Annotated in this window: 19 protein-coding genes; 12 read left to right on the forward strand and 7 right to left on the reverse strand. The window is 68.1% G+C overall.

Going from position 1 to position 26,158, the window contains the following annotated elements:
• The 4 genes from G3O06_RS03995 to G3O06_RS04010 all read left to right on the forward strand — a co-directional run.
• A partial coding sequence (locus G3O06_RS03995; protein ID WP_205815088.1) for an MlrC C-terminal domain-containing protein occupies positions 1-938 on the forward strand: 938 nt, incomplete at its 5' end.
• 127 nt (positions 939-1,065) lie between these two features.
• Complete coding sequence (locus G3O06_RS04000) at positions 1,066-2,253, forward strand: beta-propeller fold lactonase family protein (protein ID WP_205815089.1); 1,188 nt, start codon at positions 1,066-1,068, stop codon at positions 2,251-2,253.
• A gap of 442 nt (positions 2,254-2,695) precedes the next feature.
• Positions 2,696-5,380: a glycoside hydrolase domain-containing protein gene (locus G3O06_RS04005; protein ID WP_241019505.1), complete on the forward strand. Its 2,685-nt coding sequence runs from the start codon at positions 2,696-2,698 to the stop codon at positions 5,378-5,380.
• Between the two features lie 70 nt (positions 5,381-5,450).
• A complete protein-coding gene (locus G3O06_RS04010) occupies positions 5,451-8,339 on the forward strand; it encodes a sugar-binding domain-containing protein (protein ID WP_205815090.1) in 2,889 nt (962 codons plus the stop codon).
• Between the two features lie 116 nt (positions 8,340-8,455).
• Here the strand turns inward: G3O06_RS04010 and G3O06_RS49615 are convergent, their stop codons facing one another.
• On the reverse strand, positions 8,456-8,590 hold the full coding sequence (locus G3O06_RS49615; RefSeq protein WP_006767081.1) for a hypothetical protein: 135 nt from the start codon (positions 8,588-8,590) through the stop codon (positions 8,456-8,458).
• 403 nt (positions 8,591-8,993) lie between these two features.
• Here G3O06_RS49615 and G3O06_RS04015 point away from each other — a divergent pair, with 403 nt between their 5' ends.
• Both G3O06_RS04015 and G3O06_RS04020 read left to right on the forward strand, forming a co-directional pair.
• Positions 8,994-9,461, forward strand: coding sequence for a hypothetical protein (locus G3O06_RS04015; protein WP_174972328.1), 468 nt, complete (start codon positions 8,994-8,996; stop codon positions 9,459-9,461).
• A gap of 70 nt (positions 9,462-9,531) precedes the next feature.
• Positions 9,532-10,344 carry an alpha/beta hydrolase gene (locus G3O06_RS04020; protein WP_205815091.1) on the forward strand — a complete coding sequence of 271 codons (813 nt, stop codon included), beginning with the start codon at positions 9,532-9,534 and terminating at the stop codon, positions 10,342-10,344.
• A 45-nt stretch (positions 10,345-10,389) separates the two neighbouring features.
• On the opposite strand, the gene G3O06_RS04025 is transcribed toward G3O06_RS04020, so the two are convergent.
• The 3 genes from G3O06_RS04025 to G3O06_RS04035 are packed head-to-tail and all read right to left on the reverse strand — an operon-like array spanning position 10,390 to position 14,461.
• The gene (locus G3O06_RS04025) at positions 10,390-12,378 is read right to left on the reverse strand and encodes a DUF4034 domain-containing protein (RefSeq protein ID WP_241019506.1); all 1,989 of its coding nucleotides are present in this window, start codon (positions 12,376-12,378) and stop codon (positions 10,390-10,392) included.
• Between the two features lie 14 nt (positions 12,379-12,392).
• Positions 12,393-13,175, reverse strand: a complete 783-nt coding sequence (locus G3O06_RS04030) for a DUF1266 domain-containing protein (protein WP_205815093.1) — start codon at positions 13,173-13,175, stop codon at positions 12,393-12,395.
• Entirely contained in the window at positions 13,169-14,461 is a 1,293-nt protein-coding gene (locus tag G3O06_RS04035) for a hypothetical protein (protein ID WP_205815094.1), read from the reverse strand. The genes G3O06_RS04030 and G3O06_RS04035 overlap by 7 nt, the downstream gene beginning before the upstream one ends.
• 612 nt (positions 14,462-15,073) lie before the next feature.
• On the opposite strand from G3O06_RS04035, the gene ampC reads away from it, so the two are divergent.
• From ampC to G3O06_RS04060, 5 genes are all read left to right on the forward strand, one after another.
• Positions 15,074-16,243: a class C beta-lactamase gene (ampC, locus tag G3O06_RS04040; RefSeq protein ID WP_205815095.1), complete on the forward strand. Its 1,170-nt coding sequence runs from the start codon at positions 15,074-15,076 to the stop codon at positions 16,241-16,243.
• Positions 16,244-16,406: 163 nt separating this feature from the next.
• On the forward strand, positions 16,407-18,527 hold the full coding sequence (locus G3O06_RS04045) for a hypothetical protein (protein WP_205815096.1): 2,121 nt from the start codon (positions 16,407-16,409) through the stop codon (positions 18,525-18,527).
• 12 nt (positions 18,528-18,539) lie between these two features.
• The gene (locus G3O06_RS04050) at positions 18,540-18,800 is read left to right on the forward strand and encodes a hypothetical protein (RefSeq protein WP_205815097.1); all 261 of its coding nucleotides are present in this window, start codon (positions 18,540-18,542) and stop codon (positions 18,798-18,800) included.
• 37 nt (positions 18,801-18,837) lie between these two features.
• Positions 18,838-20,979, forward strand: a complete 2,142-nt coding sequence (locus G3O06_RS04055) for a phospholipase C, phosphocholine-specific (protein WP_205815098.1) — start codon at positions 18,838-18,840, stop codon at positions 20,977-20,979.
• Between the two features lie 141 nt (positions 20,980-21,120).
• Positions 21,121-21,807 (forward strand): HAD family hydrolase, encoded by a 687-nt coding sequence (locus G3O06_RS04060; protein WP_205815099.1) that lies wholly within the window; start codon positions 21,121-21,123, stop codon positions 21,805-21,807.
• Between the two features lie 12 nt (positions 21,808-21,819).
• Here G3O06_RS04060 and G3O06_RS04065 read toward each other — a convergent pair whose 3' ends face one another.
• Both G3O06_RS04065 and G3O06_RS04070 read right to left on the reverse strand, forming a co-directional pair.
• Positions 21,820-22,707 carry a LysR substrate-binding domain-containing protein gene (locus tag G3O06_RS04065; RefSeq protein WP_205815100.1) on the reverse strand — a complete coding sequence of 296 codons (888 nt, stop codon included), beginning with the start codon at positions 22,705-22,707 and terminating at the stop codon, positions 21,820-21,822.
• Positions 22,708-22,828: 121 nt separating this feature from the next.
• On the reverse strand, positions 22,829-23,209 hold the full coding sequence (locus G3O06_RS04070) for a cupin domain-containing protein (protein ID WP_205815101.1): 381 nt from the start codon (positions 23,207-23,209) through the stop codon (positions 22,829-22,831).
• 192 nt (positions 23,210-23,401) lie between these two features.
• On the opposite strand from G3O06_RS04070, the gene G3O06_RS04075 reads away from it, so the two are divergent.
• Positions 23,402-24,064 (forward strand): ankyrin repeat domain-containing protein, encoded by a 663-nt coding sequence (locus G3O06_RS04075; protein ID WP_205815102.1) that lies wholly within the window; start codon positions 23,402-23,404, stop codon positions 24,062-24,064.
• Between the two features lie 25 nt (positions 24,065-24,089).
• On the opposite strand, the gene shc is transcribed toward G3O06_RS04075, so the two are convergent.
• Positions 24,090-26,144, reverse strand: coding sequence for a squalene--hopene cyclase (gene shc, locus G3O06_RS04080; protein WP_205815103.1), 2,055 nt, complete (start codon positions 26,142-26,144; stop codon positions 24,090-24,092).
• Positions 26,145-26,158 lie beyond the last annotated feature (14 nt).

Here is a 26,158-nt window from a genome sequence, read left to right on the forward strand (position 1 = left end):
TGCCGCTGATGGCGTCGACGCTGCGCAGCGCGAGCGCGGAAGGCGCGATGCAACGCGCGGTGGAGGCCGCGCGCGCGGCCGAGGCCGACGGGATGCTCGCGGTATCGGTGCTGCCCGGCTTCTCGCTCGCGGACATTCCCGCGCCATGCATCAGCGTGGTCGTGGTGGCCGATGGCGACCGGGGCGCGGCTGACGCGGTGGCCGAGCGTATCGCGCGGCAGATCTGGGATGAGCGCGACGATTTCGTCTACCGCAGCGCGCCGCTCGCGGAATCGGTTGCGCAGGCCGCGGCGCTCGCGCGCGGCGCGGATCACCCGGTGCTGATGCTCGATCACGGCGACAACTGCATGTCGGGCGGCCCGTGCGACACGATGGATCTGCTCGAGGCCGCGCTCGCGCAAGGCCTCGATGGCATCGTCAGCGGGCCGTTGTGCGACCCGCAGGCCGTTGCGGCATTGATCGACGCGGGTGTCGGCGCGACCGTGACGGTACCGGTCGGCAACCGCCTGCCGTCGCACGGCGGCGTGCGGCGAGAGCCGTTTCGCGCGACCGGCATCGTGCGGGCGCTCACCGATGGCGAATACGTGATCACGGGGCCGACTTACACGGGCCAGCGTGCGTACATGGGCCGCACGGCCGTGCTCGACATCGGCGCGGCCACGCTCGTCATCACCGAGCGTACGCAGGAGCCGTGGGATCTCGGCGTGTTCGAGAGCGTCGGCGTCGATCCGCGCCGCGCGCGCTTTCTGCTGCTGAAGTCGCGGATGTATTGCCGGCCGGTGTTCGTACCGATCGCGGCCGCGCTGGTCGAGTGCGACAGTCGCGGCGTGACGGGTTCGGACTACGGGTTGTTCCGCTACGAGCGGCTTGCACGGCCCGTGTATCCGCTGGACGAGGTCGGCGAGTGGTCGTGGTCCGGCGCGCGACGGGCGGATTGACGGAAACGCACCGGGTGCGAGACGCCGGATTCGCCGGCTTTCGGGCATCATGCGATGGCATCGACCCGTCGAGCAGCAGGGTCGAGCCATTCATTGCGTCCGCAACCGATCCGGAGAACCGACCGCCATGCATTCGAATCCTTTTCGCCCGCGCAGCGTGCGCCTGCTCGCCGCGCTGACCCTCGCCACGACGGCCGTTGCCGCGCACGCCGCCGACTGGATCGTGTCCGGCAACGACGGCAAGTACCAGCGCGTCGAAGGCCGCGACACCTATCTGGCTTCGCCGCCCGCCGACACGCTGACGCTGCTCGACGCCAGCACGTTCCCGCCGAAGGTCGCGCTGCAGGTCGACGTCGAGAACGGCATCCAGGGCCCGCCGCAGGCCGTCGCGATCACGCCCGACGCGAAGCTCGCGCTCGTCGGCGCGCCGACGCGCTACGACACGGCCGCGAAGCAGCTCGTGTTCGACACGTTCCTGCAGGTCGTGAGTCTCGACGCCGCGCCGCCCGCGATCACGCGCATCGAGCTCGGCACGCATCCGCAAGGGATCGCGATCGACCGCTCGGGCAAGCTCGCGCTGGTCGCGAACGTCGACGGCAGCGTGTCGATCCTGCGCATCGACGGCACGCAGGTGACGCTCGACGGCAGCCTGAAGATCGGCAAGAAGCGGCTGGCCGGGATCAGCTTCACGCACGACGGCAAGCATGCGCTCGTATCGCTGCGCGACGAGCAGGGCATCGCGGTGCTGAACGTCGATGACGGCAAGGTGACCGACAGCGGGTCGCGCCTGAGCACCGGCGTCGCGCCTTACACGATCGACGTGTCGAGCGACAACCGCTGGGCCGTCGTCAGCAACGTCGGTCTCGCGGGGCTGCCGGGCTATACGGGCACCCTTGCGGGCGATGCCGATACCGTCGCGCTGATCGACGTGTCGCGCGTGCCGTTCCGCACGGTCCAGTACCTGACGGTGCCGTCGCTGCCGGAAGGCGTCGCGATCTCGCCGAACGGCAAGTGGATCGCCGTGCAGGCGATGGACGGCTCGAACCTGACGGCCGACAATCCGGGCCGCCACAAGATCGGCAAGGTGCTGCTGTTCGAGATCCGCAACGGGCAGGCCGTGAAGGTGAGCGAGTTGCCCGGCGGCGAAGCCGCGCAAGGCATCGTGTTCACCGCCGACAGCCGGCACGTGATCGTGCAGTTCAACGTCGAGCGGCAGCTCGCGCTCTATGCGGTGGAAGGCGGCAAGCTGCGCGATACGGGCAAGCGGATTGCGCTGACGGGCGGGCCTTCTTCGTTGCGGACGTTGCCGCGCTGACGCGCACGGCAACCGTTCGTTCAGTTCCGCAAGTTCATGCGGCGCCCGGATTCGCCGGGCGCCCGTCAATGCCCCCCCCCTGTGCGCCGCCATTGCAACGCAACAAATGGCGGAATTTGTACCAAAAGCCACTTAACTCCGGATTGTTTAGTTAAACAAACTGAAAATTCGGGAAACTTCCTGTAGTGAATAAACAGTCGTTGCGGCACTGTAAGCCCCTGGGAAGCCTGTGTGTGACGTTCCAGGAGACAGGGCGGTGGAGGCGACGGTTGCGGCAGCAACGATCGTCGCCGGGTATTCGCATGTGGAAACCGGTGTGACGTCGCTTGGGGGACCAGTCGACGTCACGCCGCGCTGCCGCGCAAGGCCGCAAGCGAGGCGGCGTGCCGGATGATCGTCGGCGCCGGATCAATCGTTTTAATTAACGGTACTAATCGAAAAAATGAAAAATCCACGACTCTTGCTCGTTGCCGCGCTGACTTGCGCGGCACTGGCCGCATGTGGCGGTGACGACGTGAACGGTGTGAAGACGGCCAGCAACGGCGCGGGAGACACGCCGTCGACCGTGCCGCCGACCTCTGGGCCGTCGCAACCGTCCCAGCCGGATCAACCGGCTCCGCCGAAGCGCATCAACATGGCGTTGACCCAGTTCGTCAATCCACTCATCGGCACGCAGGTCAACTCGGATTCCGGCTACGCGGGTAACGTGAGCCCGGGCGCGATGGTGCCGTTCGGCATGGTGAATTTCGGGCCGAACACGCCGCGCTACAACTTCAACGGCTCGGGCGGCTACTTGTCGTCGGGCGGGTCCGGCGGCACGATCGACTTCTTCAGCGTGACGCACCTGAGCGGTGTCGGGTGCCCTGGGCAGGGCACGGTCGCGATGCTGCCGACCGATGCGGCGACGGCCGTCGCATCGGGCGGCCGGCCGATCGGCATCGGGTACAGCTACGCGGATGAAACGGCAGAGCCCGGATACTACAAGGTCCGTCTCGCGAACGGCATCGTGACGGAGTTGAGCGCGACCGCGCGCGCCGGCATCGCGCGCTTTACCTATACGAACAAGGACAAGGGCTTCTTCTCGATCGACGCGAAGCTGAACGGCAACAGCGATTCGGGTGCCACGAAGGTCACCGCGAACAACGTCGCGCTGGCGCTCGCGAGCGACGGCAAGTCGATGAGCGGGCAGGCGGTGGCGCCCGCGTTCTGCACGCCGTACGGTACGGTGTGGAATGCGCCCGTGTATTTCTACGCGACCTTCGACAAGCCGCTGCGCAAGCAGGCGGGCACATCGGCGGTGAATACCGCCAGCAACGGCGCGGCGACGCTGCAGTTCGACCTGACCGACTCAGACCGGACCGTCACCGTGAAAGTCGGGGTCTCGTCCGTCAGCGTCCAGAATGCGCAGGCCAACCTGAAGGCCGAAGGCGAGAAGGTCGCGTTCGACGACGCACGCAAGAACGCGTCCGGCCTGTGGAACGACCGGCTCAACACGATCCAGATCGACCAGGCTGCAACGCCCGCATCGCTGGACGCGACGCAGAAGGCAAATCTCACGAAGTTCTATACCGCGCTCTATCGCGTGTTCGGCACGCCGACGCTGTACAGCGACACGAACGGCGAATTCCGCAGCATGCGCCAGCCGAGGAACGCGGATGGCAGCTATCCGAAGTCGGTCGACCAGACCGGCACCATTCCGTCGCGCGCGACGGCCAAGGTCGGCGACTATGCGTTCCGGCGCGCCGACGGATCGCAGGGCGGCGCGGGCAACCACTACACGGGCTTCTCGTTGTGGGATACCTACCGGTCGCAGGCGCAGTTGCTGGCGCTGCTCGCACCGAAGGAATCGAGCGACATGATGCAGTCGCTCGTCGTCGACGCGTTGCAGTGCGGCGCGTTCCCGCATTGGGTCGACGGCAGCGACGACTCGACGCCGATGGCGGGTGACAACGCGCTGAACGTGATTGCCGGCGCGTACAAGTTCGGCGCGACCGATTTCGACCTGGTGTCGGCTGCCCGCCTGACGAAGCAGTCCGTGTTCGATCCGTCCAGCGCGTGCAACGACCGCACGAGCGCGGCAGGGCTCGCCAACTTCCTGACGGCCCACTACCTGTCGCAGAGCGACGACGGTCACTCGTCGTCGGCGACCATCGAGCGCGTGCTGAGCGACCGTTCCGCAGCCGCGTTCCTGCAGGCGCTGCCCGCCAGCGTGCTGAACGCGCCGTCGGTCGGCGTGACGGCCGACAACATCGGCACGCTGTACACGCGCGCCGGGTGGTGGCGCAACATCTTCGACTACACGAACAAGGTGATTGCCGCCCGCAACGCGCCGCCGGCCGGCTCGGCGCCCGGCACGCTGGGCACGCTCGTGCAGGGTTCGTTCCACGAATCGACGGAACCGAACTACTTCTGGACCTTCGCGCAGGACTGGAGCGCGCTGATCGACGCGGCCGGCGGCAAGCAGGCGGCCGTCACGCGGCTGAACAACCTGTTCGCGATCACGACGCCGTTCTCGACCGTGCCGGACTCCAGCGACCTGAACGGCGGCGAATCGTCGAACAACCTGTACATCGGCAACGAACCGTCGTTCCAGTCGCCGTGGGGGTACAACTGGGCGGGGCAACCGAGCGGCGCGCAGTACGTTCTCCCGATCATCATGTCGAAGTCGTTCACGACCGGCCGCGACGGGCTGCCGGGCAACGACGACATGGGCGCGACGTCGAGCTGGTACGTGTGGGCGGCGCTCGGCATGTTCCCGGTCATTCCGTCGGAGGCAGGGCTCGCGCTGTCCACGCCGCAGTTCAGCGGGATCACCGTCTGGTTCGGCAACGGCAAGACGCTGCGGCTCGAAAGCGACAAGCAGGTCGCGATGGATAGCTCGGGGCGCCCGTCGTTTGCGTATGTCAAGGCGCTGAAGGTCAACGGTGCGGACTACGCGGGTTCATGGCTGCCGCTGGGCAAGATCGCCAATGGCGGCATGATGAACTACGCGCTGTCCGCGACGCCGACGCAATGGGCGGCCGCCGACAACCTGACGCCGCCGTCCGGGCCGAACGCGGACTACACGCAGATGACGGCCGGCGGGTCGTCAGCCGCGATGCGCATGCGCCAGGCCGGCGCGCGATAAACGCAAGCGGGCGCGCACTGGGGGCTCCCTGCGCGCCCGTCGAGACGACGTCATCCGGGAGAACGACAAGATGAAATCGAAAGCGCGCCGGAAATTCCTGTCTTACAGCGCCGCATTCGTCGGCACGGGCTGGCTTGCCGGCTGCAATGGCGATATCGATCCTGTTTCGGGCGCCGCCGGCACGCCGGGCGCAGACGGCCCCGCAACGGTCACGCCCACCGTGCCGGGCGTGCCGAGCGACCCCGAGCACAGCCTGCTGGCCGCGCAGGAACTCGCCGCGAACTGGACGTTCGCACCAGCGAGCAGCCTGTCGGGCGCCGGCGGGGCGCAACTGTCGGGTGCGGCCGGCGTGACGGGCATGGCGCCGGCGACGGTGCCCGGCACCGTGCTGAACAGCATGATCGTCAACGGCAAGTATCCCGATCCGTTCTACGGCCGCATCGTCACCGACACCGTTCCCGATACGCTGAAGGACACCGACTACTGGTACCGGACGACCTTCGCGGCGCCGGCAAGGCAGCCGGGGCAGCGGCTGTGGCTGCGTTTCGGCGGCGTCAATTACTGCGCCGAGGTCTGGCTGAACGGCGCGCTCGTCGGCCGGCTGGAGGGCGCGTTCAAGCAGGGCGCGTTCGACATCTCACGGCTCGTGCCGCAGGCGGGCGGCGCGGCCAGTCTCGCGGTGCGCGTCGTCAGGCTGGATTTCTCGGAAGGGCCGCTGCTGCCGAGCTACAAGAGCGGCGTCACGCGCGGCGGACGCAACGGCGGGCCGACCGGCGTCACGCTGAAGAACGGGCCGACGTTCTTCTGCTCGGCGGGCTGGGACTGGCTGCCGACGATTCCCGATCGCGAACTCGGCATCTGGCAGCCGGTGACGTGGTTCACGACCGGCGCGGTGCGTATCGCGTCAATCAATGTCGCGCACACGCTGTCCACCGACCTATCGCGCGCCGAGTTGCGGCTCGATCTCGAACTGGACAACGGCTCCGGCGCGGATCTCGTCGCGACCGTCGTCGGCACCATCGGCAACGGTGCGCCGTTCCGCCACGACATCCGGATTCCAGCATCGAGCACGACGACGAAGGTGTCGCTCACGTCGTCGGATATCGCGGCGCTGTCGATCAGGCAGCCGCGTCTGTGGTGGCCGAACGGGTATGGCGAGCCGAATCTCTACGCGGTGACGGTCGGTGTCGAGGTGGCGCGCAGGCGCTCGGACGAACGCACGCTGAACGTCGGCCTGCGTCGCATCGAATATGCGCGCGACATCGGCATGGGCCAGCAGTTGAGCATCACCGTCAACGGCCTGCCGATCCTCGTGATGGGCGGCAACTGGGGGCTCGACGAAGCGCTGAAGCGTATTCCGCGTGCACGGCTGTTCAACCAGGTGCGGCTCCATCGCGACGCGAATCTCAACCTGATCCGCAACTGGAACGGGCAGAGCACGAGCGACGATTTCTTCGACGCATGCGACCGCTACGGGATCCTCGTCTGGCAGGACTTCTTCTTCTCGACCGAAGGAGACGGGTCGGGCCCGGCCAACGTGCCGCGCGATCTCGACGACATCCGCGACGTGATCGCACGCAACCGCCATCGTCCGTCGATCCTGCTCTGGTGCGGCGGCAACGAAGGGTCGCCGCCGCCGGCACTCGTCAAGGGGCTCGACGCGCTCGTCGCCGAGCTGGACCCGCAACGCCTGTGCCTCACGAGTTCGGCCGGCGATACGGGTGCAGGCGCGGTGAACGGCTATTCGTCCGGCGGCCCGTACAACTGGGCATCGCCGCAGGCCGCGTTCAGCCGCGGCTACGGCACGACGCCGGTCGCGTTTCACAACGAAGTCGGCTCGCATTCGATCCCGACGCTCGAATTCGTCGAATCGATGCTGCCGCCCGGCTCGTACGAATGCCCCGACGATTTCTGGGCCGACCGCGACATGAACGGCAACGGCGCGTACTACCCGGCGGTCGGCAAGCAGGGCGGCGCCGGCTATATCGCGATGACGGCGCTGCGCTACGGCGCGATCCGGAATCTCGCGGATTTCGTGCGCAAGGCGCAGATGATGAACTACGAATGCATCCGCTCGATCTACGAGGCGAACGCGGCCGTGATGATCGGCCCGGTAGCCGGGAAGATCACGTCGCCGGCCACCGGCGTGATCATGTGGATGACGAACCCCGCGCAGCCGAGCTTCGTGTGGCAGATGTACAGCCACGATCTCGAGGAGCATGCGTCGTTCTTCGCGGTGCAGCACGGGTGCCGCCGCGTCAATGCGATTCTCGATGCGAATACCGCCGACGTGACGATCGCGAATCACACGGGGGCAGCCGTCACCGGCCGCGTCGAGATGCGCGTGTACAACCTCGACGGCACGCTGAACAGCCGGGCCACCGCGGATGTCGGCGGCGTCTCGAAGGCGTCGTATCGCGTGGTGGCGAACCTCGCGTCGGCGCTGGCTGCCGCGAAGTCGGACGTGTGCATCGTCGCGCTTGCGCTGACCGATTCGGGCGGCAATACGCTTGCGGAGAACGTCTACTGGCGGCAACGCGACGGGGGCGACAACGCGTACACGTCGCTCGACACGATGCCGGGCGCAGCCGTCGCGATCCGCGCATCGCCGGCCGAGGCCGACGACGTGACAACGCGCATCACGGTCGACGTCGCCAACATCGGCGCCACCGTCGCGCTGATGACGCACCTGCAGGTGTTCGATCCGTCGACCGGCGCGCGCGTGCTGCCCGCGTTCTACAGCGACAACTACCTGAATCTCTTACCCGGCGGGAAGCGGCAGATCACGATCGACTTGCCGCATGCGAGCGGCGCGCCGGTGTCGCGTGTCGCGCTGCGCGTCGACGGGTGGCGGCTCGATCGCCCGAACTGCCGGCTGGGGCTCGGCGGCGTGCCGGTCGTGTTCAACGAGCGCGCGCTGGCGGTCGATCCGGCGGTGCCGACGTTCGGCGCGTGCTGACGGTGGCGTGTGCCACGTGATGCCGCGCAAGCGGGAGCGAGCCGGTGAAGCGCCGGGTGAAAGCACGCGGCGTTCGTTTCATGCCGGCTGGCCGGTTTGCCGTGATTCGCCAGTGCTTATGGACGCAGCAGGTCGAACCCGCCGAATACGACGACACCGCTCAATACGATCATCGCGACGGAGTGCTGGCCGAAGTAGAGAATCGCGGCGGCGAGCCACGTCGTGATGCAGAAGGCGCCGATGCGGGCCATCGTGTGTTCCTCGAATGCGTGATGAAGTGAGCGCGTGCCGCACGGCGTTCGCGGCTCGAATCGGCGAGCGGCAAACGCAGGTGGACGGAAAAGACGACCCGCGCAGCCGCGACCGCGGCGCCGGCACGGGTTGCGTGCCGCGCCCGGAAGGGCGGGAGTCGAGGCCGGCGGCGTTGCGCGCTCGCGCCCGGAGGCGGCCGGCGCGCGCGAATCCCGCTGGCGAAGCCGCAATTTTACCAGCGCCGCGGTGCCGCCAATCTGGCCCTTTCGCTGCTAAAACCCGGCGATCTTCGGTTAAATCAGTCCGTCCCCGATACTCAAGTTTCGTGTGACGAATGCCGTAAACAATCTGGAAGGCCTTTTTTACTCCGTCACGACCCATTCCAATACACGGACCGACATCATGCAGATCGACTTCTCCACGACCACGCTATCCCCGCTGGCCGACAGCAGTGCGACCGCAACCAAGCCCGCCGCGACGTCGTCGACCGGCGACGCGACGAATGCCACGAGCACCAATGGCACGACCAGCACGACTGACGCGACCGGCACAAAGGGCACGAAGGATTCGACCGGCGCCACTGGCGAAACGCTCGGCGCATCGGGCGCGTCGTCGGACAGCCCGGCGGTCAGCCAACTGAAGGCGCTGATCGACCGGCTGCAGAAGCAACTCGCGGCACTGCAGCAGCAGATGGCCAGTGCGGCCCAGCGCGCGAAGGACGACCCGGCGGCGGCGATCGAGCAGCAGTCGCTGAGCGCGGAAGCCAGTGCGATCTCGGGCGCGCTTTCGACCGCGATCTCGCAACTCGCGGCCGCGCTCGAGAAATCGGGCGGCTCGAAGGCGGGCGGGCTGGTGTCGACGCAGGCCTGACCCGTTACGGCCGAGATTGCCGCACGCATTACAATCGCAAGCGCGTCTCCCTCGACAGGACGGCTGAACGATGAATGCGGAACTCGACGACGACGACCTCGCCCGCTTCGACGCGCAAGGCGGCACGCCGCTGCCGGCGGCCGATGAGCAAGGATGGCTGGAACACGACGGCGCGCGCATCTGGCACGCGTCGTTCGGCCGCGGCCCGGCGGTCGTGCTGCTGCACGGCGGCCTCGGGCATGGCGGCAACTGGGGCAACCAGGTGCCGGCGCTGCTCGCGGCCGGCTACCGCGCGATCGTGATCGACAGCCGCGGCCACGGCCGCAGCACGCGCGACGACCAACCCTATTCCTACGAACGCATGGCGTCGGACGTGCTCGCGGTCCTCGACGCGCTGCACGTCGATCGTGCGCGCTTCGTCGGCTGGAGCGACGGCGCGTGCATCGCGCTCGTGCTGGCCGATCGCGCGCCGGAACGTGCAGCCGGTGTGTTCTTCTTCGCGTGCAACATGGATCCGGGCGGGACGAAGGAGTTCGTGCCGGGCCCGCTGCTCGACCGCTGCTTCGCGCGGCATCGCAAGGACTACGCAGCACTGTCCGTGACGCCGGACCAGTTCGATGCCTTCGTCGCGGCGGTCAGCGAAATGATGCGCACGCAACCGGATTACAGCGCGCGGGATCTCGCGGCGATCGCCGTGCCGGTCACGATCGTGCTCGGCGAGCACGACGAATTCATCCGGCCCGAGCATGCGGCGTACCTGGCGCGCACGATTCCCGATGCGACGCTGACGATCCTGCCCGGCGTGAGCCATTTCGCGCCGCTGCAGCGGCCCGCGCGGTTCAACGCGGCGATGCTGGCGTTCCTCGACCGGCTTCCAGGGTGATGCACGTACGGCCCGCCGGCGAGCGGGCACGTGCGTCGGCCCTGCTCACACCATCGCGTTGTCGGCGCCGGGAATCTCGTGCGCCTTGATCTGCTTGCGCTGCAGCTTGTAGCGCAGCTTCCCGAGCATGCCGTCCTCGTGGCTGACGCGCGTGATGGTGCGCACGTAGTCGTCGTCCGGCGCGACGGCCTGCGCACCCATGATCCAGCGCACGCTTTCGCGATAGTCGTAAAGCGACTTGTCGTTGATGTCGGCCAGGACGAACGACAGCGAGGCCATCGCGGCGGGATGGCCGGCTTCGGCATGTTGGCGCAGTTCGTCGACATAGCGATGGCGCGACGCATGATCTTCGATGTCGCCGATGAACATCAGCATGCACTCGAGACCGTCCGTATGCCCCATCTGGTGCGCCTTGCGCGCGGCCTCGACGGCCTCGACCTGCATGCGCGCGCGTTCGGCCCGATCCGTGCTGGTCTGCCCGATGTGGTGGTACGTGTATCCCAGCCGATACGCGGCCATGTTGCCGCCGGCCTCCATCGACTCGCGGAAGTAGTGGGCGGCGCGGTACGGGTCGGCCTCGACATGCATGCCTTCCCTGTGGAAGCAGCCGAGCAGGTAATCGCATGAATCGCCGCCCGCCTCGTAGCCGAGCTGGCAGATTGCGACGGCATCGGCCGGGCGCCGGTTTTCATACTCCATCGCGGTGGCGAGCTGGTTCCATGCGAGCGAGCCGGGCTCGTTCACGCGTGCGGCTTCCAGCCATGCATCGCCGCGCGCGTCGTCCTGTGCGAAACCGAACGTGCCGGTGCGATGCGCATAGCCGCGCAGGATCATTGCCGACGTGCAGGCGCGTGCGTCCGATGCGCGTTCGATCGCGCCGGTCAGCCAGTCGCCATGCGGATCAAGGCCGAGCATCAGCCGCAAACCCATCGCCATTGCGCGGTTATCGTCGATCGGCTCGTTGCGTTCGGCTTCCTGAAGCCGCGCGTAGGCCTGTTCGTACTCGTTGCGCTTGAAATGGCTGTACGCGAGCCAGTGCAGCGTTTCCCAGCGGTGATACGGATGCAGCGCGGCTTGCGCGCGGGCGAGCGTCGCGGCCATCGCGCGGCGTGCATCGTCGTCGTCGTCATCCGGATCCAGCGTATTGCCGGCGTAGTCGTCGCGCCAGATCTCGTGCAGCAGCCGGTCCTTCTCGACCGCGTCGAGGTGCGCGCACGCGTCGGACGCGACGAACGCACGGACGTGGTCGTGCGAGCCGCCCCAGCGCGGCTGCATGTACCAGATGAACGTGCGCATCGAGAAATACTGGCGCGGGTGAATGTGCAGCGTTGCCTCCATCCAGTACCACTTTTCCTTGCGCAGCTTCTTGCCCTGGACGGGGCCGGGCAGCGCGTCGGGAAATTCGGCCGGGCAGGCGACCGGCACGTCGGGATTCAATCCCGAGCGCGCGAGCATGCGCTGCAGTTCGGCGCGCGTGGCTTCGTCTTCGGTACCGGTGGCCAGGCGCAGTTCGGTGACGGGCCAGCGGCGCTCGCGCACGAGCTGCGTGAGCCACTCGGGCTCGCCGAACGACGACACGCTCGTGAAGATCACCTTCGGCGCGCTCCACATCGTCGGCGCAAGCACCAGTGCGCGCAGCGCGGCGACGATCGTCAGCGTCGCGCACGCATGTGCGCAGATCCAGCCGGCTTCGGTCACCGTCTCGGCCCAGCCGCCGCCACGATATTCGTAGGCCCAGTGATGCCAGTAATGCGCTTCACACAGCCACGCATGGGCGGAGCGCGGGTTCGCGGCCTGCCATGCGTGCAGGCGCGCGAGGCCTTCGGCGCCGGCTTCGATGCACGGCTGCACGTCGGCCGGCAGTGCGTCGACGTACAGCGCTTCGGCCGTGCGGTCGGTGAAGCTGGCCGCGAGCGCGGCGTCGAGCTGCGTGTCGAGCGCGGCAAAATCGCCCGCGCGCAGCAGCGTGTCGACGTCGCAGATGAACCATCGGGACTTCGCGGGCGGAATCAGGTCGGCGGGAACGGAGGACATGTCGGTGTCGGCGGTCATGACGAAACGGGTTGGGGATCGAAGATGCGATAGCGCTTCCACGGCAGCGAAAGCCAGTTTCCGGACGGATTGCGCAGGTGCTCGCGCACTTCCTGCGTGGCGCGCGACGACGCGGGGCCGTCCTGGCCGCTGCCGCGCAGCCAGTGCTGGCGTGCGCGCGCATACGCGAGCCCGAAGTCTTCCCAGCTGTCGAAGCTGTCCTGCGCGCGCTGGGCATTGAGCAGCAGCACGACCCACGCGTGCTGTTCGGACGCCCAGCCGAGCAGCGCGATGCAGCGCACGAGGAACGCGGTGCGCGCGCAATCGAACGCCAGCGCGTCGCGCACGCGGCCTTCAGCCGCGAGCTGTTCGTAGAAGCCTTCGTGCGAGCGGCCGACGCCGCGTATCCAGCTGGCGAGGATCGACGGCACGCGCTGCACGATCTGCCACTCGGGCAGGTCGGCCGGCAAGTCGAGTTCGCGCCGCAACTGGGCGGCGAGCTTGTCGCGCTGCGCGTCGGGCAGCGCGTACACGAGGTCGTCGCAATCGCAGCGCAGCCCGTTGCGGATCAGCAGGATGTCGGCGAGTGCGAGCGACCAGCGGCGGCGGTTCGGCGGCGCCTGGTCGGCGCGCGTGCGCGCGTGCGAGACCGCGGCGGTCTGCCGGACTGGCACCGCGGTGTCGGTGCCCGCGGCCTGGTCGGCGTCGACTTCCCGCACCATCCGCGCGGCGACACGGAATGAACGCCACAGGTACCACACGAGCCATAGTGCGGCCGTGCCGATCAGCAGTTTCAGCATGACGCGCTTCCGTCCGCCGTCGCGGGAAACACCAGCGCCGCGCACAGCGCGGGATCGATCGGGATGCCTTCGATCGCAAAGGCTGTCGTATCAGCCGGCGGCGCGTCCGGGTCGCGCGCGGCCGGCAGCGCATCGGCCGGCAACGCGTGCCGCGCGGCCGCCGCGACGGCCGGGTCGATCTGCCTGAGCTGGCCGAGCGCATAGGGCGCGTTGCGCAGCAGCAGCCATTGCAGCACGGCGGGCGGTTGCGGGAAATGCTCGATCAGGTGGAAGTTCTCGCTCATCACGCTCAGCAGATGGTCGGGCGAGCGCACGTCGGTGACGAACGTCCATTCGCCGACGGCCGCGCCGGTCGTCTCCGGCTCGAACACGAGCCCCATGCCTTCGCAATCGGGATGGCGTTCGCCGCGCGGCCCGAGCGCACGCAGGAACTGGCGGACGTCGTCGGCGTAGCGGCGCACCGGATGGCGGTTCTGCTTGCCCTTGATCTGGTCGATGCGCAGGCCGTTGCCGGTCACCTGCAGGCTGATCGTCACGTGCGGCTGGTTGCCCGCGCCGCGCAGCGTGAACAGGCGCAGTCGTCCTTCCTGCGCGGCTTGCGCATACTGTTCGCCGTAGCCGCCGCGCAGCCGGCGGCGATCGGCGAACTGGCCGAGGCAATGCTGCATGTAGTACGACTCGTAGGCGAGTTCCTCGCGCAGCGCTGCGTGATCGCCCGCGAATTCGAACACGATCCCGTTCGGCGTGCGCAGCACCTCGCGCAGCGCGAGGCCGCTGCTCGGCACCCAGCCCTTGTCGCGGCGCGCCTGCATCCGCTGGTGCTCGCGCTCCCACATGTCGAGCGCCATCGCGCACGTGATGCGCTGCAGCTTCTGCGCGAGCCGCGTGCCGGCGCGCGAGCGCAGGAATTCGACCAGCACGCGCTCGCGGTCGGTCAGCAGCATGTGGTCGGGATCGATGAAGTAGAGCGGCGCCGGCTCGACGGCCGGCAGCGGCACCGGATCGGCCGCTGCGCCGGATGCCGGTTGCGGGCGGAACCGGCGCACGAGCCAGTCGGGCGCGGGCCGGTCGGCGCCGGCGAGTGCGCGGTAGTCGGCCAACGAATCGAGCGGCCGCGCCTGCTCGAACGCGCCGACGACCCAGCGGAAAAAATGGTTGCCGAGCCACGCGCGGATGTCGGCCGGATCGCCGCGCTCGGTGCTGCGGCGTGCGATGGCTGCCTTGATGTCGGGCGCATTGACGACATCGCGCGGCCGATAGGCGGACGCGGCCACGGTTTCGGTCACGGGGTCCCTCTCCGGTCAGGCAGGGCGTGCGCGGGCGGTACGCGCGGGACCCTGGCGGTTCTTTCGGCTGGCGGGCGAAGCGGCGAACGGGCGCGCGAGCGGGGCGCGGCGGCGTTGCGTGGTTTCGCTGCGGGGCGGTCGATGCGTGAAAATCACGCGACCGGGCGGCAGCCAATGACGCGGGAGCGGGCGATCAGCGAATGGCGATTCATTGTTTCTCTCAGGATGGCTCTTATTTTTTGCTTCCGCGAGTCTACTGCGATCCGTGCGGGTGAATCAATCGTGCCGCGCGCCCGCGTATGCGGATCTGACAAGACTTATCTCTTTTTCAGCGATTTTCGGTGCGGTGCGATTCGGCCGCCGGATTGAATACCGTTAAAACCGACGGTTTTTTCCGGCAAACCGGCGAGCGTTCCTGGAATGGCATCGGGGCAAGGAAAGGCTTCGCGTATCCCATAAGTTTTTCTTTAGGCTCGCGCAACATATCGTCGATTGTTGGCGGCCGGCTGACACGAGATAGTCCTGCTTCGGCAGACCGGCCGCCGCGATTTGCGCATGGCGCGGCCGGATCCGTTGTCCACGCAACCATCAGAAATAAAAGGAACCGCAACCATGCGATTCAACGCGACACGCTTCGCCGCGACCCTGTTCGTCGCCGTGTGCGCCACCGCCACGGCCGGCCGCGCGGCTGCCGCCACGCAGGAGGACCTCCACGACACCGTGACCCGCCACATCGCGCCGCTGATGAAGCAGTACGCGATTCCCGGGATGGCGATCGGCATCGTCGCCGACGGCAAGCCCTACGTGTTCGACTACGGCGTGATGTCGACGCAAACCGGCAAGCCCGTCACCGGCGACACGCTGTTCGAAATCGGCTCCGTCAGCAAGACGCTGACCGCGACACTCGCGGCCGACGCGCAGGAGGGCGGCGAACTGTCGCTGGCCGACCCGGTGGGCAAGTACCTGCCCGCGCTGCAGGGCAAGCCGTTCGGCGTCGTGACGCTGCGCGATCTCGGCACGCACACGTCCGGCGGCATGCCGGTGCAGGTGCCGGACAGCATCCGCGACGACGCGGGCCTGATCCGCTATCTCGACGCGTGGCGGCCCGCGCATGCGCCGGGTACGTACCGTACGTATTCGAACGTGTCGGTCGGCATGCTCGGCTGGCTCACCGCGAAGGCGATGCACAAGGATTTCTCGGCGCTGATGGAGCAGCGGCTCTTTCCCGCGCTCGGCATGACGCACACGTACATCAACGTGCCGGAAGCACGCAAGGCCGACTACGCACAGGGCTATACGCAGGACGGCAAGCCGATGCGGATGACGGGCGGCATGCTGTGGCAGCCGGCCTACGGCGTGCGGACCACGGCGGCTGACCTGCTGCGCTTCGTGCAGGCGAACATGGGGCTGATCGAAACCGCGCCGCGCCTGCAGCGCGCGCTCGAACGCACGCACACCGGCTATTTCCGCTCGGGGCCGCTGACGCAGGACCTGATCTGGGAACAGTATCCGTATCCGGTCGCGCTGCCGACGCTGCTCGAAGGCAACTCGATGAAGATGCTGCGCGACGGGTTACCGGCCGCCGCGATCAAGCCGCCGCTCGCGCCGAGCGCGGATACGTGGATCAACAAGACGGGCTCGACCAACGGCTTCAGTACCTATGTCGCGTTCGTCCCGTCGAAGCGGATCGCGATCGTGATGCTCGCGAACCGCAGCTATCCGAACGAGGACCGCGTGAAGGCCGCGTACGGAATCCTCGGAGCGCTCGACGGCCGACGGTAACGTTTCCACGGGAGGGCCAGTCGTGCCACCTGGCCGGCCCTCCCCAAAAAACCTGATACCTGTATCGGCACGCTTCTGCAAAACGAAATACGTGCATCGCATCCCCTGAGCAGAATCCGGGCAGATCTCCGGGCGTGTCCGGATAGTCCAGTCAGGGGGAAACATGAGGAAGACCACTCTCGCGCGGCTGCTGTGCGGGCTGACCTTGGTCGGCGCGCTCGGCGCGTGCGGCGGCAACATGGATGGCTCGGGCGGCGCGGCAGGCGCGTCGACGAACGCGGCCGGCGGGTCCGGCGGCACCGATAACGGCAAGGGCAACGGCGGCAACCCGCCGGGCCAGCAGGTCGCGAACCGCGCGCTCGTGATCGAGCTCGACGGCGTCACCTATGCGGCGCTGACGGCCGGTATCGCGGCCGGCACGCTGCCGAACCTCGCGAAGCTGCACGCCGCGCCCGCCTACAGCGGCGGCGTCAACGGCCTGCTGTCGCAGCAACCGAACCTCGACACGCCGAGCTGGGCCACGCTGCTCACCGGCGCGTGGGGCAACCGTCACCAGGTGCTGTCCGATGCACCGAACCAGGCGCTGCAGGCGCCCACCACCTTCGACACGCTGAAGACCGCGAACGCGGGCCTGCTCGGCGCGGCCGTCGGGTCGCCGGCGCTCGCGTCGCTGCTCACCGCCGGGCGCAACGCGGGCAACCTCGACACGCTCGCGAACTGCGCGGCGGTCGACAGCTGCGTCACGCAACAAGGCGCCACGATGATCCAGCAGGGCTACTCGCTCGTCGTCGCGCAGTACCACTCGGCGCAGGATGCGGCGCTGAACTACGGCCTCGGCGCGTCGGCGTACGCGAACACGCTGCAGCAACTCGACGCGGCCGTCGGTGCGCTCGTGGCCGAAACCGCGAAGCGCAACAAGGAGAACTGGCTGGTGGTCGTCACCGGCGGCCATGGCCTGAACGCGGCGGGCGGCAGCGACAGCCTGCCGCTGCTGTCCGAATCGACGACCTTCATCGCGATGAACCAGGCCGACAACGGGCGGCTGGGCAGCGCCGCGCAGCCGGCGTCGCTGGCCGACCTGCACACGCGCGCCAGCATCGCCGATATCGCGCCGACCGTGCTTGCACAGCTCGGCGCGTTGCCCGCGCCGTCCGCGTATGAAATGGACGGCGGCGAACTGATCGGCACGCAACCGGTGTCGCAGCTCGCCGGCGCGGCGAGTGCCGGCGGGCACAGCGTCGTGCTGACGTGGGCGGCGCCCGCGAGCGGCGCGATCGCGGTGTACCGCGCGGGCCAGCAGATCGCGACGCTGCCGGCCGGCACGACGAGCTATACCGACAGCAATCTCGGCCTGACCGCGGCCGGCACCTACAGCTTTGACTACGTGGTGACGGCGGGCGGTGCGCCGCTCGGCAACATCGCGCGGATCGCGTACGTGCCGCCGCCGCCCCCGCCGCCGCCGCTCGCGACGACGCTGAAGAACGGTCTTGCGTCGTACTATCCGTTCGGTGCGCTGCCGGCCGTCGATGCGCTGAACGCGAGCACGATGGGCCCGTTCCCGGCCGCGGCGAACGGCGGTTCGCTGACCACCGATCCGTTCGGCGGGCAGGCGCTGCAGGTGACGACGCAGACCGTCGACACGAACGGCTACGACGGCTACAAGCTCGTGCAGAACGCCGATATCGCGACGCAGGCGCAGTTCACGATCGGCATGTGGCTGAAGACGCCGTGTACCGACGTGGTCGGCTTCGGCACGCCGGTGTTCGCGAACAAGAACTGGCAGAGCGGCAAGAACGCGGGCCTCGCGATCGGGCTGTTCCCGCAGGCATCGGGCGCGCCGTCGGGCACCTGCAACATCCAGTACAACGCGGGCGACGGCACGACCCGCGACGACCTGAAGACGATGAGCGTGAGCGCGAACCAGTGGGTGTATGCGGCATTCGTGATCGACACGGTCGGCAAGACGATGACGGCCTACACGTTCGACCCGGTGCTCGGCGAACAGAAGCAGAGCACGCCGCTCACGGTATCGGCGGCCGCGCTGCCGGGCCTCGGCACGAAGACGTTCGGCGTGAACGAGGACGGCACGGGCCAGTACCACATGCTCGCGTGCGGTTACCCGGCGAGCCACTACAGCGGCGGCTACACGGTCAACGCGTGCACGACGGTCAAGCCGAACGTGGAGAGCTTCTCCGACGTCGCGATGTGGAACCGCGTGGTGACCGAAACCGAACTGCAGTCGGTCGCGGGCTCGGGCAAGCCGCTGTCGACGATCCTTCACTGACGGAGTGCCGACATGAACATGACGAACCTGCGCCGCGTGCGCATCGCGCTCGCCGCCTGCGTGCTGAGCGCGCTGGTCGCCGGTTGCGGCGGCGACGATTCGGGCGGCACGGCCGCGAGCGCCGCGAAGGCGAACGCCGCGCCGGCAGGCGCGGGCGGCGCGAGCGCGCCCGTGCCGATCGTCGTGGCGCCGGGCGCCGGCCCGTGCCCCGCGTCGGGCACGGCGGCGCTGCCGTCGCCGTTGCTGAACTCGCAGCTGCGCTGCGCGCCGTGACGCGCGCGCCTTTCCGGGACGACCTTCCTTCTCGACCATGACTTCCATCGACCGCCGTTCGTTTCTCCGTGCCGCCGCCGCCGGCACGGCCTTCTCGATGTTCCCTCCGGCCATCCGGCGCGCGCTCGCGATTCCGGCCAACAACCAGACCGGCACGATCAACGACGTGCAGCACGTCGTGATCTTCATGCAGGAAAACCGCTCGTTCGACCATTACTTCGGCACGATGCCTGGCGTGCGCGGCTTCGGCGACCGCCTGACGATTCCGCAGCCGGGCGGCACGCCCGTGTGGCAGCAGAGCGACGGCAAGCGCCCGGTGCTGCCGTTCTACCTCGACAGCACGAAGGGCAACGCGCTGCTCGTCGGCGGCGCGCACTCGTGGACCGATTCGCACTCGGCGTGGGACAACGGCCGGATGACCGCGTGGCCCGCGTCGAAGGGCGACGCGTCGATGGGCTACCTGCGGCAGTCCGACCTGCCGTTCCACTTCGCGCTGGCGAACGCGTTCACGCTGTGCGATGCGTATCACTGCTCGCTGCACGGCGGCACCAACTCGAACCGGATCTTCCTGTGGACCGGCACCAACGGCCCGACGGCATCGTCGAACGTGGCCGTCGTGAACAACGACGGCTGGGACGGCCTCGGTTCGTCGAAGACGGGCCTGACGTGGACGACCTACCCGGAGCGCCTGCAGGCGGCCGGCGTGAGCTGGAAGGTCTACCAGAACATGCCGGACAACTACACCGACAACCCGCTCGCGGGCTTCGCGACGTTCCGCAAGGTCAACGAGACGGTGCCGGGCTCGCCGAACGCGCCCTATACGCCGGCGATGGAAGCACTGTCGCCGCTGTACAAGGGGATCGGCAACACGATGCCCGACGGCGGCTTCCTGCAGTCGCTCGCCGACGACATCGCGGCGAACCGGATGCCGCAGGTGAGCTGGATCGTGTCGCCCACCGCGTACTGCGAGCACCCGGGCGCGTCGACGCCTGGGCAGGGCGCGTACTACCTGCAGCGCCTGCTCGACACGTTGACCGCGAACCCGGACGTGTGGAGCAAGACCGTGCTCATCGTGAACTATGACGAGAACGACGGTTTCTTCGATCACATGCCGCCGCCGAACGCGCCGTCGCGCAACGCGGACGGCACGTACGCGGGCAAGTCGACCGTATCCACGCAGTACGAGTACTTCACCGTGCCGAACCCGCCCGGCGATTCGTCGCCGCTCGCGCCGGACGGCCGCCCGTACGGGCCGGGCCCGCGCGTGCCGATGTTCGTCGTGTCGCCGTGGAGCACGGGCGGCTGGGTCAACTCCGAGGTGTTCGACCATACGTCGGTGCTGCGCTTCATCGAGCAGCGCTTCGGCGTGCAGGAGCCGAACATCAGCCCGTGGCGTCGCGCGGTGTGCGGCGACCTGACGTCGGCCTTCAACTTCAAGAACCCGAACGGCAACCCGACGACGTCGTTCCCGGCGCCGACCAAGGCCGCGGCCGATGCGCAGCACGTGCAGCAAAGCCTGCAGGGCGCGGTGCCGGTGCCGTCGGTCGGTTCGCAGCAGATGCCGACGCAGCCGGCCGGCACGCGTCCGTCGCGCGCGCTGCCGTACGAGCTGCACACGAGCGCGAGCGCCGATGCATCGGGCGGGCTGGTGTGGCTCACGTTCAGCAATACCGGCACGGCCGGTGCGGTGTTCCACGTGTACGACAAGTTGCATCTCGATCGCGCGCCGCGCCGCTATACGGTCGAGGCGGGCAAGCAGTTGTCGGATTCGTGGCGCGCGGTGGCCGACGATGCGGGCAACTACGATCTGTGGGTACTCGGGCCGAACGGCTTCCTGCGCGAATTCCAGGGTAACGTCGCGAAGGCCGCGAGCGGGCCCGTGCCAGAGATCCGCGTATGCTACGACCCGGCGAACGACGCCGTGTACCTGACGATCATGAACGTCGGCAACGCGGCGAGCCAGGTCACGGTCACGTCGAACGCGTATCGCACCGACGGCCCGTGGAGTTACGCGGTGCCGGCCGGGATGCAGGTCGAGCCGTACTGGACGCTCGCCGCGTCAAGCGGCTGGTACGACTTCACGCTGACGGCCGAGAACGGCCTTGTGCGCCGCTTCGCGGGCCGCGTCGAGACCGGCAAGGACAGCATCAGCGATCCGGCGATGGGCGTGTCCAGCTGACGGGCGCCGGCCGCGCGGCCGGCGTCGCATCACCGGTTGCCGCCGGCGCGCCGACCCGCGCCGGCGGCTTTTTGTGCGCGGCCTCGATTCGACGGGGCCGCGCGTTTTTCATTCATTCCCGCTCACACGACGCTTCATTCGATGACGCAACTCGCGCTTTTCGATCTCGACTTCACCCTCATTCCGTTCGACAGCGACCAGGCCTGGGGCCGTTTCATGGTCGATCATGGCCTCATCGACGCGGTTGAATTCGCCCGCATCGACGCCGCGTTCTCGGCCGGTTACGCGGCCGGCACGCTCGACATCCATGCGCACCTGTGCAACATGCTCGCGCCGCTCGCCCGCTATTCGCGGGAACGTCTCGCGCACTGGCACGCGTGCTTCATGGCCGACGTCGTGCGGCCCGCGATCTCGCCCGTCGCGCTCGAGCTCGTGCGTCATCATCGCGCGCGCGGCGACCTGTGCTGCGTCGTCACCGCGACGAATGCGTTCATCACGCGGCCGATCGCGCGCGCGTTCGGCATCGATGCGCTGATCGCGTGCGAGCTCGAAACCGTCGACGGGCGCCCCGATTCACGCTATACGGGGCGGCCGACCGGCGTGCCGAGCTATCGGGAAGGGAAGATCGTGCGTACCGACGCGTGGCTCGCGTCACTCGGGCTCGCGTGGTCCGACTTCGAGCGCAGCTGGTTCTACAGCGATTCGCACAACGACATCCCGCTGCTCGAGCGCGTCACCGATGCGGTCGCAACCAATCCGGACGAGCGGCTGCGCGCGCTGGCGACGGCACGTGGTTGGCAGATCGTGGAGCTGTTCGAAACGGTGTGAGCACGCGCGTTGTCACGCGCAGGCCTGCGTGCTTTCGTCGTGGCGTTCGACGTTGGCCATGAACGCGGTAATCAGCCGCGTGCCCGCACGCGCGTCGAGGTAGTACAGGTATTCGTGCATCGGCGGCAGATCGTCGACGAACGCGACCGCGCGCAGTTCCGGATGCGCGCCGACCTCGCCGCGCGGCATCAGCGTGCAGCCCATGTCGTGCCGCACGGCTTCGCGGATCGCTTCGCGGCTGCCGAGCTCGATCGCGTTCGCGGGCAGCCCGATGCCCGCGTGCTTCAGCACGTGCTCCATCAGCGCGCGCGTGCGCGAGCCGGCTTCGCGCAGCAGCAGCGTCTCGCCGGCCAGTGCGGCGAGCGCGACCGACTCGCGCGCGGCGAGCCGATGCGAACGGTGTACGACCAGTACGAGCGGATCGTTCGCGATCGTATGCCGCACGAAACGCGGATCGTCGTCGCGCTGCGACGACACGGCAACATCGCAGCGAAAATCGACGAGCGCGTCGAGCACCTGCTGCGAGTTGCCGATCTCGATACTGATCTTCACGGCCGGATACTGGCGCCGGAACGCGGCGATCGCGGGCAGGATGTAGAACGGGCCGGTGGTGCCGACACGCAGGTTGCCGGTATGCAGTTCGCGCTCGTTGCGCAGCGCGAAATCGATATCGTTCTCCATCTGCAGCATCTGGCCGATCATCGGCATCAGCGACGCGCCTGCGTCACTGAGATCGAGACGGTTGCCGCGGCGATGGAACAGTTCGACGCCGTAATGGCGCTCGAGCTGCTGGATGCGCGACGTGATCGTCGGCTGGCTCACGTCGAGGCGCTTCGCGGCCGCGGTCACGCTTCCCTGGCGGGCGGTTTCGTAGAAGGCGGCGAGAAGCAGGGCAAGCATGGCGACACACGGGACGAGACGAGCGGAAATTACCGGCCGCGTGTGTCAATTCCATGTCATTGACGTGGATGTGCGTGGCAAATTGGGGCGCGATGTTGCATGCTTGGCGCGCGGCTGTCGCTCATTCGGGCGGCTGTTCGTCGTAGGCGACGAAGATTTTCCGTGTGCGTTCGACGACTTCCCACGTGCCGCGAAAGCCCGGCGGAATCACGAAGCGATGGCCGGCGCGAAGGGTTTTCGCGTTGCCCTCCTCGTCGGTGATCACCGACGTGCCTTCCAGGATCTCGCAGTATTCGGCTTCGGTGTACGCAACCCGCCAGCAGCCGGGCGTGCTTTCCCAGATGCCGGTCGAGAAGCGCCCGCACGGGCTCGTGAAGCCTGGGGTGAGCGTCTGCAGCGGGTCGCCGGCAATCAGCTTCTCGGGCGGCACGCGGTATTGCACCGGTTCGCCGTTCGGGGTGAGGGCATCGGTGATGGCGGAAATGTCGAGCACGGCTGGCATCCTTCGTCGAAGTGAAATGAACGCGCCGATGGCGCGTTCGCATGATTCCATATTTGCGGGACGGATTGGCGGTTGCCGGCGTCGCGGGATCACGGCCCGGCGTGGCGATGCGCGATCGCACGGCCTTGACGAACGCTTATGATCAGCGGACGACGCGGTCGCTGCTTGCGCGACAGGCGAAAGGAGAAACGGTTGAGCATCACATGGGATGGAATTACGGGCGCCGACGTACTCGACGAAGCGGAGGTCGCGCGCCGGCACGCGTTGGCCGATGCTGCACACAACGGCGACTGGGCGACGATGCTGGATCTCGTTGCGAAACAGTCCAGGCTCGTCAACGCGACACGGCTGGGCGGCACGTCGCTCTATACACCTCTTCATCAGGCTGCATACAGCGGCGCACCGAAAGAGGTTGTCGTCGAGTTGTTGCAGTTCGGCGCATGGCGCATGCTGCGCGATGCACAGGGTGCACGCCCGGTCGATATTGCGGAGCAGCGCGGGCATCGACATCTCGTCGATCTGCTGACGCCGCAGCCGTGGCGCTTCGTACCCGACGAAACGCTGCGCGACATCCAGCGCCACTTCCACGACATGATTCGCGGCCGCATCGCCCACCTGCGCGTCGACGCGATGCGCCTGCCCGAACTCGAACCGCTGCTTGAATTCGACGCGCAAGCCGAACGCGTATGGTTCGCGGTGCCGGGCATGTACGGCGGGTTCGGCTATGCGCTGCACGCCGACGGCGCCGCAGCCGTGCTCGTATCCGCAAGCTGGAGCCGCGTGGTCGGCGGCTCGGGCCAGCGGCACGAGATCACGGCGCACGGCTGCACGCTGGTCGAAGAGGGCTTCGTGTGACGGCGTTGCGCCGTCACGTTACCGCTCAGGCGACGGCCGTGTCCGTTGCGGCGACTGCCGCAGCACCGTGCGGGGCCGAAGCCCGCGCTGCCGCCGCACCCGCAAGCCGCCGATAGCGCGCGAGCGCCCACAGCGGGAAGTACGCGGTATAGCCGTGATACTTCAGGTAGAAGATGCGCGGAAAGCCCGGCGCATTGTGCGAGCGGTGCCACCAGAAGCCGTCTTCCTGCTGGACCGACTGCAGATACGCGATGCCGCGCTTCACCGAATCGGATTCGCAGTCGCCGAATGCCATCTGCGCGAGCAGCGCCCACGCGGTGAAGTTCGACGTGCTCTCGCCGCCATTGGTGCCGCTCAGCTTCGGGTCGATGTAGCTGTCGTTCGTCTCGCCCCAGCCGCCGTCCGCATGCTGTCGCGAGCGCAGCCATTCGATCGCGCGGGCGATATACGGCTGCGACTTGTCCTCGCCGGCGAGCGCGAGGCCGGCCAGCACGCTCCACGTACCGTAGATGTAGTTCGTGCCCCAGCGGCCCCACCAGCTGCCGTCGGGCTGCTGCGTGCGCTTCACGTAGTCGATGCAGCGCGCGACCGACGCGCGTTCGTCCGCACGTTTGGTCACGCCGAAGCACAGCAGCACGCGGCCCGACACGTCCTCGGTCGGCGGATCGAGCAGTGCGCCGTGATCGGCGAACGGGATCGCGTTCAGGTACAGGCGGTCGCAGTCGGCATCGAACGCCGCGAAGCCGCCGTTGCGCGATTGCAGCCCGCGCATCCAGTCGAGCGCGCGCGCGACACGCGGCGCATACGGGTTCGTGCCGTCCGCGTTGCGATGCGTGCGGCCGCGGCGATCGAGCATCGCGGTGACGACCGCCGTGTCGTCGATGTCGGGGTAATACGGGTTCGCGTACTGGAATGCCCATCCGCCCGGTTGAACGTCGGCCGGCGCGTTCTCGATCCAGTCGCCGCGCAGGTCGTTCACCTGGCGTTCGGCCAGCCAGTCGTACGCGCGCGTGATGCGCTCGTCGAGTGCGCGCCGTGCGTCGTCCGGCTCGCCGTCTTCCGGCACCGTGACGCCGCGCGCCTGCTCGAGCGCCATCGTGCTCCACGCGGTATCCCACACCGGCGACAGGCACGGCTGGCAATACATGCTGCCGTTGGGCCGCGTGACCAGCAGCTTGTCCAGCGCTGCGTCGCAGTCGCGACGCAGCGGATGATCGTCCGGGTAGCCGAGCACCTGCATCATTTGATTGGCATACACGATCGGCGGGAAGATGCCGCCGAGCCCGTCCTCGCCGTTCATGCGCTCCGCGCACCACGCTTCGGCATGGCGGATCGCGCGCTGCCGCAGGCCCTTCGGCATCAGCGGCTCGACATGACGCACCGTGCGGTCGAGCGCGAGGAACAGCCTGCGCATGCCGCGCGCGGGCGGGAAGTATTGACGCTCCTCGTCCGGCGGCGTGACGAACAGCTCGCGGATCGAGATGTTGCGCGGATTGCGGGCGCGCGCCTTCAGCGAACACAGCACGAGCAGCGGCACCATCGTCGTGCGCGCCCAGTACGCGACCTTGTACATCGAGATCGGCACCCACTTCGGGAACAGCACGAATTCGATCGGCATGAACGGCGCCGCGCGCCACGGCACCTGGCCGAACGTCGCGAGCAGGATGCGCGTGAACACGTTCGAGCGTGCCGCGCCGCCGAGCTTCAGGATCGCGTCGCGCGCGCGGATCATGTGCGGCGCGTGTTCGCTGTCGCCGGCCGCCTTCAGCGCGAAGTACGCCTTCACGCTGCACGACACGTCGGGATCGCCGTCGACGTACAGCGCCCAGCCGCCGTGCGTGTCGAGCCGCTGGGTCGCGCGCAGGTAGCGCGCCATCTTCTCCTGGCGGATGTCGTCGATCTTGTCCATGAAATGCATCATCAGGATGTATTCCGCGGTGATCGTCGCGTCGGATTCGAGTTCGAAACACCAGCTGCCGTCGGGCTGCTGGAGACGCACGAGGGCGTCGCGTCCACGGGCGATGGCGGTGTCGAGCGCGGACCAGGGGGAAGGGGTGGGTGTAGTCATGCGGCGGATCATACCATCCGGCCGGA

It is taken from the genome of Burkholderia sp. Ac-20345, from assembly GCF_017104825.1.
Classification (GTDB): Bacteria; Pseudomonadota; Gammaproteobacteria; order Burkholderiales; family Burkholderiaceae; genus Burkholderia; species Burkholderia lata_B.

What these genes read in the sequence shown, in the direction of transcription:
- G3O06_RS04000 (WP_205815089.1), top strand. Translation starts at nt 1,066, where the DNA reads ATGCATTCGAATCCTTTTCGCCCGCGCAGCGTGCGCCTGCTCGCCGCG.
- G3O06_RS04005 (WP_241019505.1), top strand. Translation starts at nt 2,696, where the DNA reads ATGAAAAATCCACGACTCTTGCTCGTTGCCGCGCTGACTTGCGCGGCA.
- G3O06_RS04010 (WP_205815090.1), top strand. Translation starts at nt 5,451, where the DNA reads ATGAAATCGAAAGCGCGCCGGAAATTCCTGTCTTACAGCGCCGCATTC.
- G3O06_RS49615 (WP_006767081.1), bottom strand. Translation starts at nt 8,590, where the DNA reads ATGGCCCGCATCGGCGCCTTCTGCATCACGACGTGGCTCGCCGCCGCG.
- G3O06_RS04015 (WP_174972328.1), top strand. Translation starts at nt 8,994, where the DNA reads ATGCAGATCGACTTCTCCACGACCACGCTATCCCCGCTGGCCGACAGC.
- G3O06_RS04020 (WP_205815091.1), top strand. Translation starts at nt 9,532, where the DNA reads ATGAATGCGGAACTCGACGACGACGACCTCGCCCGCTTCGACGCGCAA.
- G3O06_RS04025 (WP_241019506.1), bottom strand. Translation starts at nt 12,378, where the DNA reads ATGTCCTCCGTTCCCGCCGACCTGATTCCGCCCGCGAAGTCCCGATGG.
- G3O06_RS04030 (WP_205815093.1), bottom strand. Translation starts at nt 13,175, where the DNA reads ATGCTGAAACTGCTGATCGGCACGGCCGCACTATGGCTCGTGTGGTAC.
- ampC (WP_205815095.1), top strand. Translation starts at nt 15,074, where the DNA reads ATGCGATTCAACGCGACACGCTTCGCCGCGACCCTGTTCGTCGCCGTG.
- G3O06_RS04045 (WP_205815096.1), top strand. Translation starts at nt 16,407, where the DNA reads ATGAGGAAGACCACTCTCGCGCGGCTGCTGTGCGGGCTGACCTTGGTC.
- G3O06_RS04050 (WP_205815097.1), top strand. Translation starts at nt 18,540, where the DNA reads ATGAACATGACGAACCTGCGCCGCGTGCGCATCGCGCTCGCCGCCTGC.
- G3O06_RS04055 (WP_205815098.1), top strand. Translation starts at nt 18,838, where the DNA reads ATGACTTCCATCGACCGCCGTTCGTTTCTCCGTGCCGCCGCCGCCGGC.
- G3O06_RS04060 (WP_205815099.1), top strand. Translation starts at nt 21,121, where the DNA reads ATGACGCAACTCGCGCTTTTCGATCTCGACTTCACCCTCATTCCGTTC.
- G3O06_RS04065 (WP_205815100.1), bottom strand. Translation starts at nt 22,707, where the DNA reads ATGCTTGCCCTGCTTCTCGCCGCCTTCTACGAAACCGCCCGCCAGGGA.
- G3O06_RS04070 (WP_205815101.1), bottom strand. Translation starts at nt 23,209, where the DNA reads ATGCCAGCCGTGCTCGACATTTCCGCCATCACCGATGCCCTCACCCCG.
- shc (WP_205815103.1), bottom strand. Translation starts at nt 26,144, where the DNA reads ATGATCCGCCGCATGACTACACCCACCCCTTCCCCCTGGTCCGCGCTC.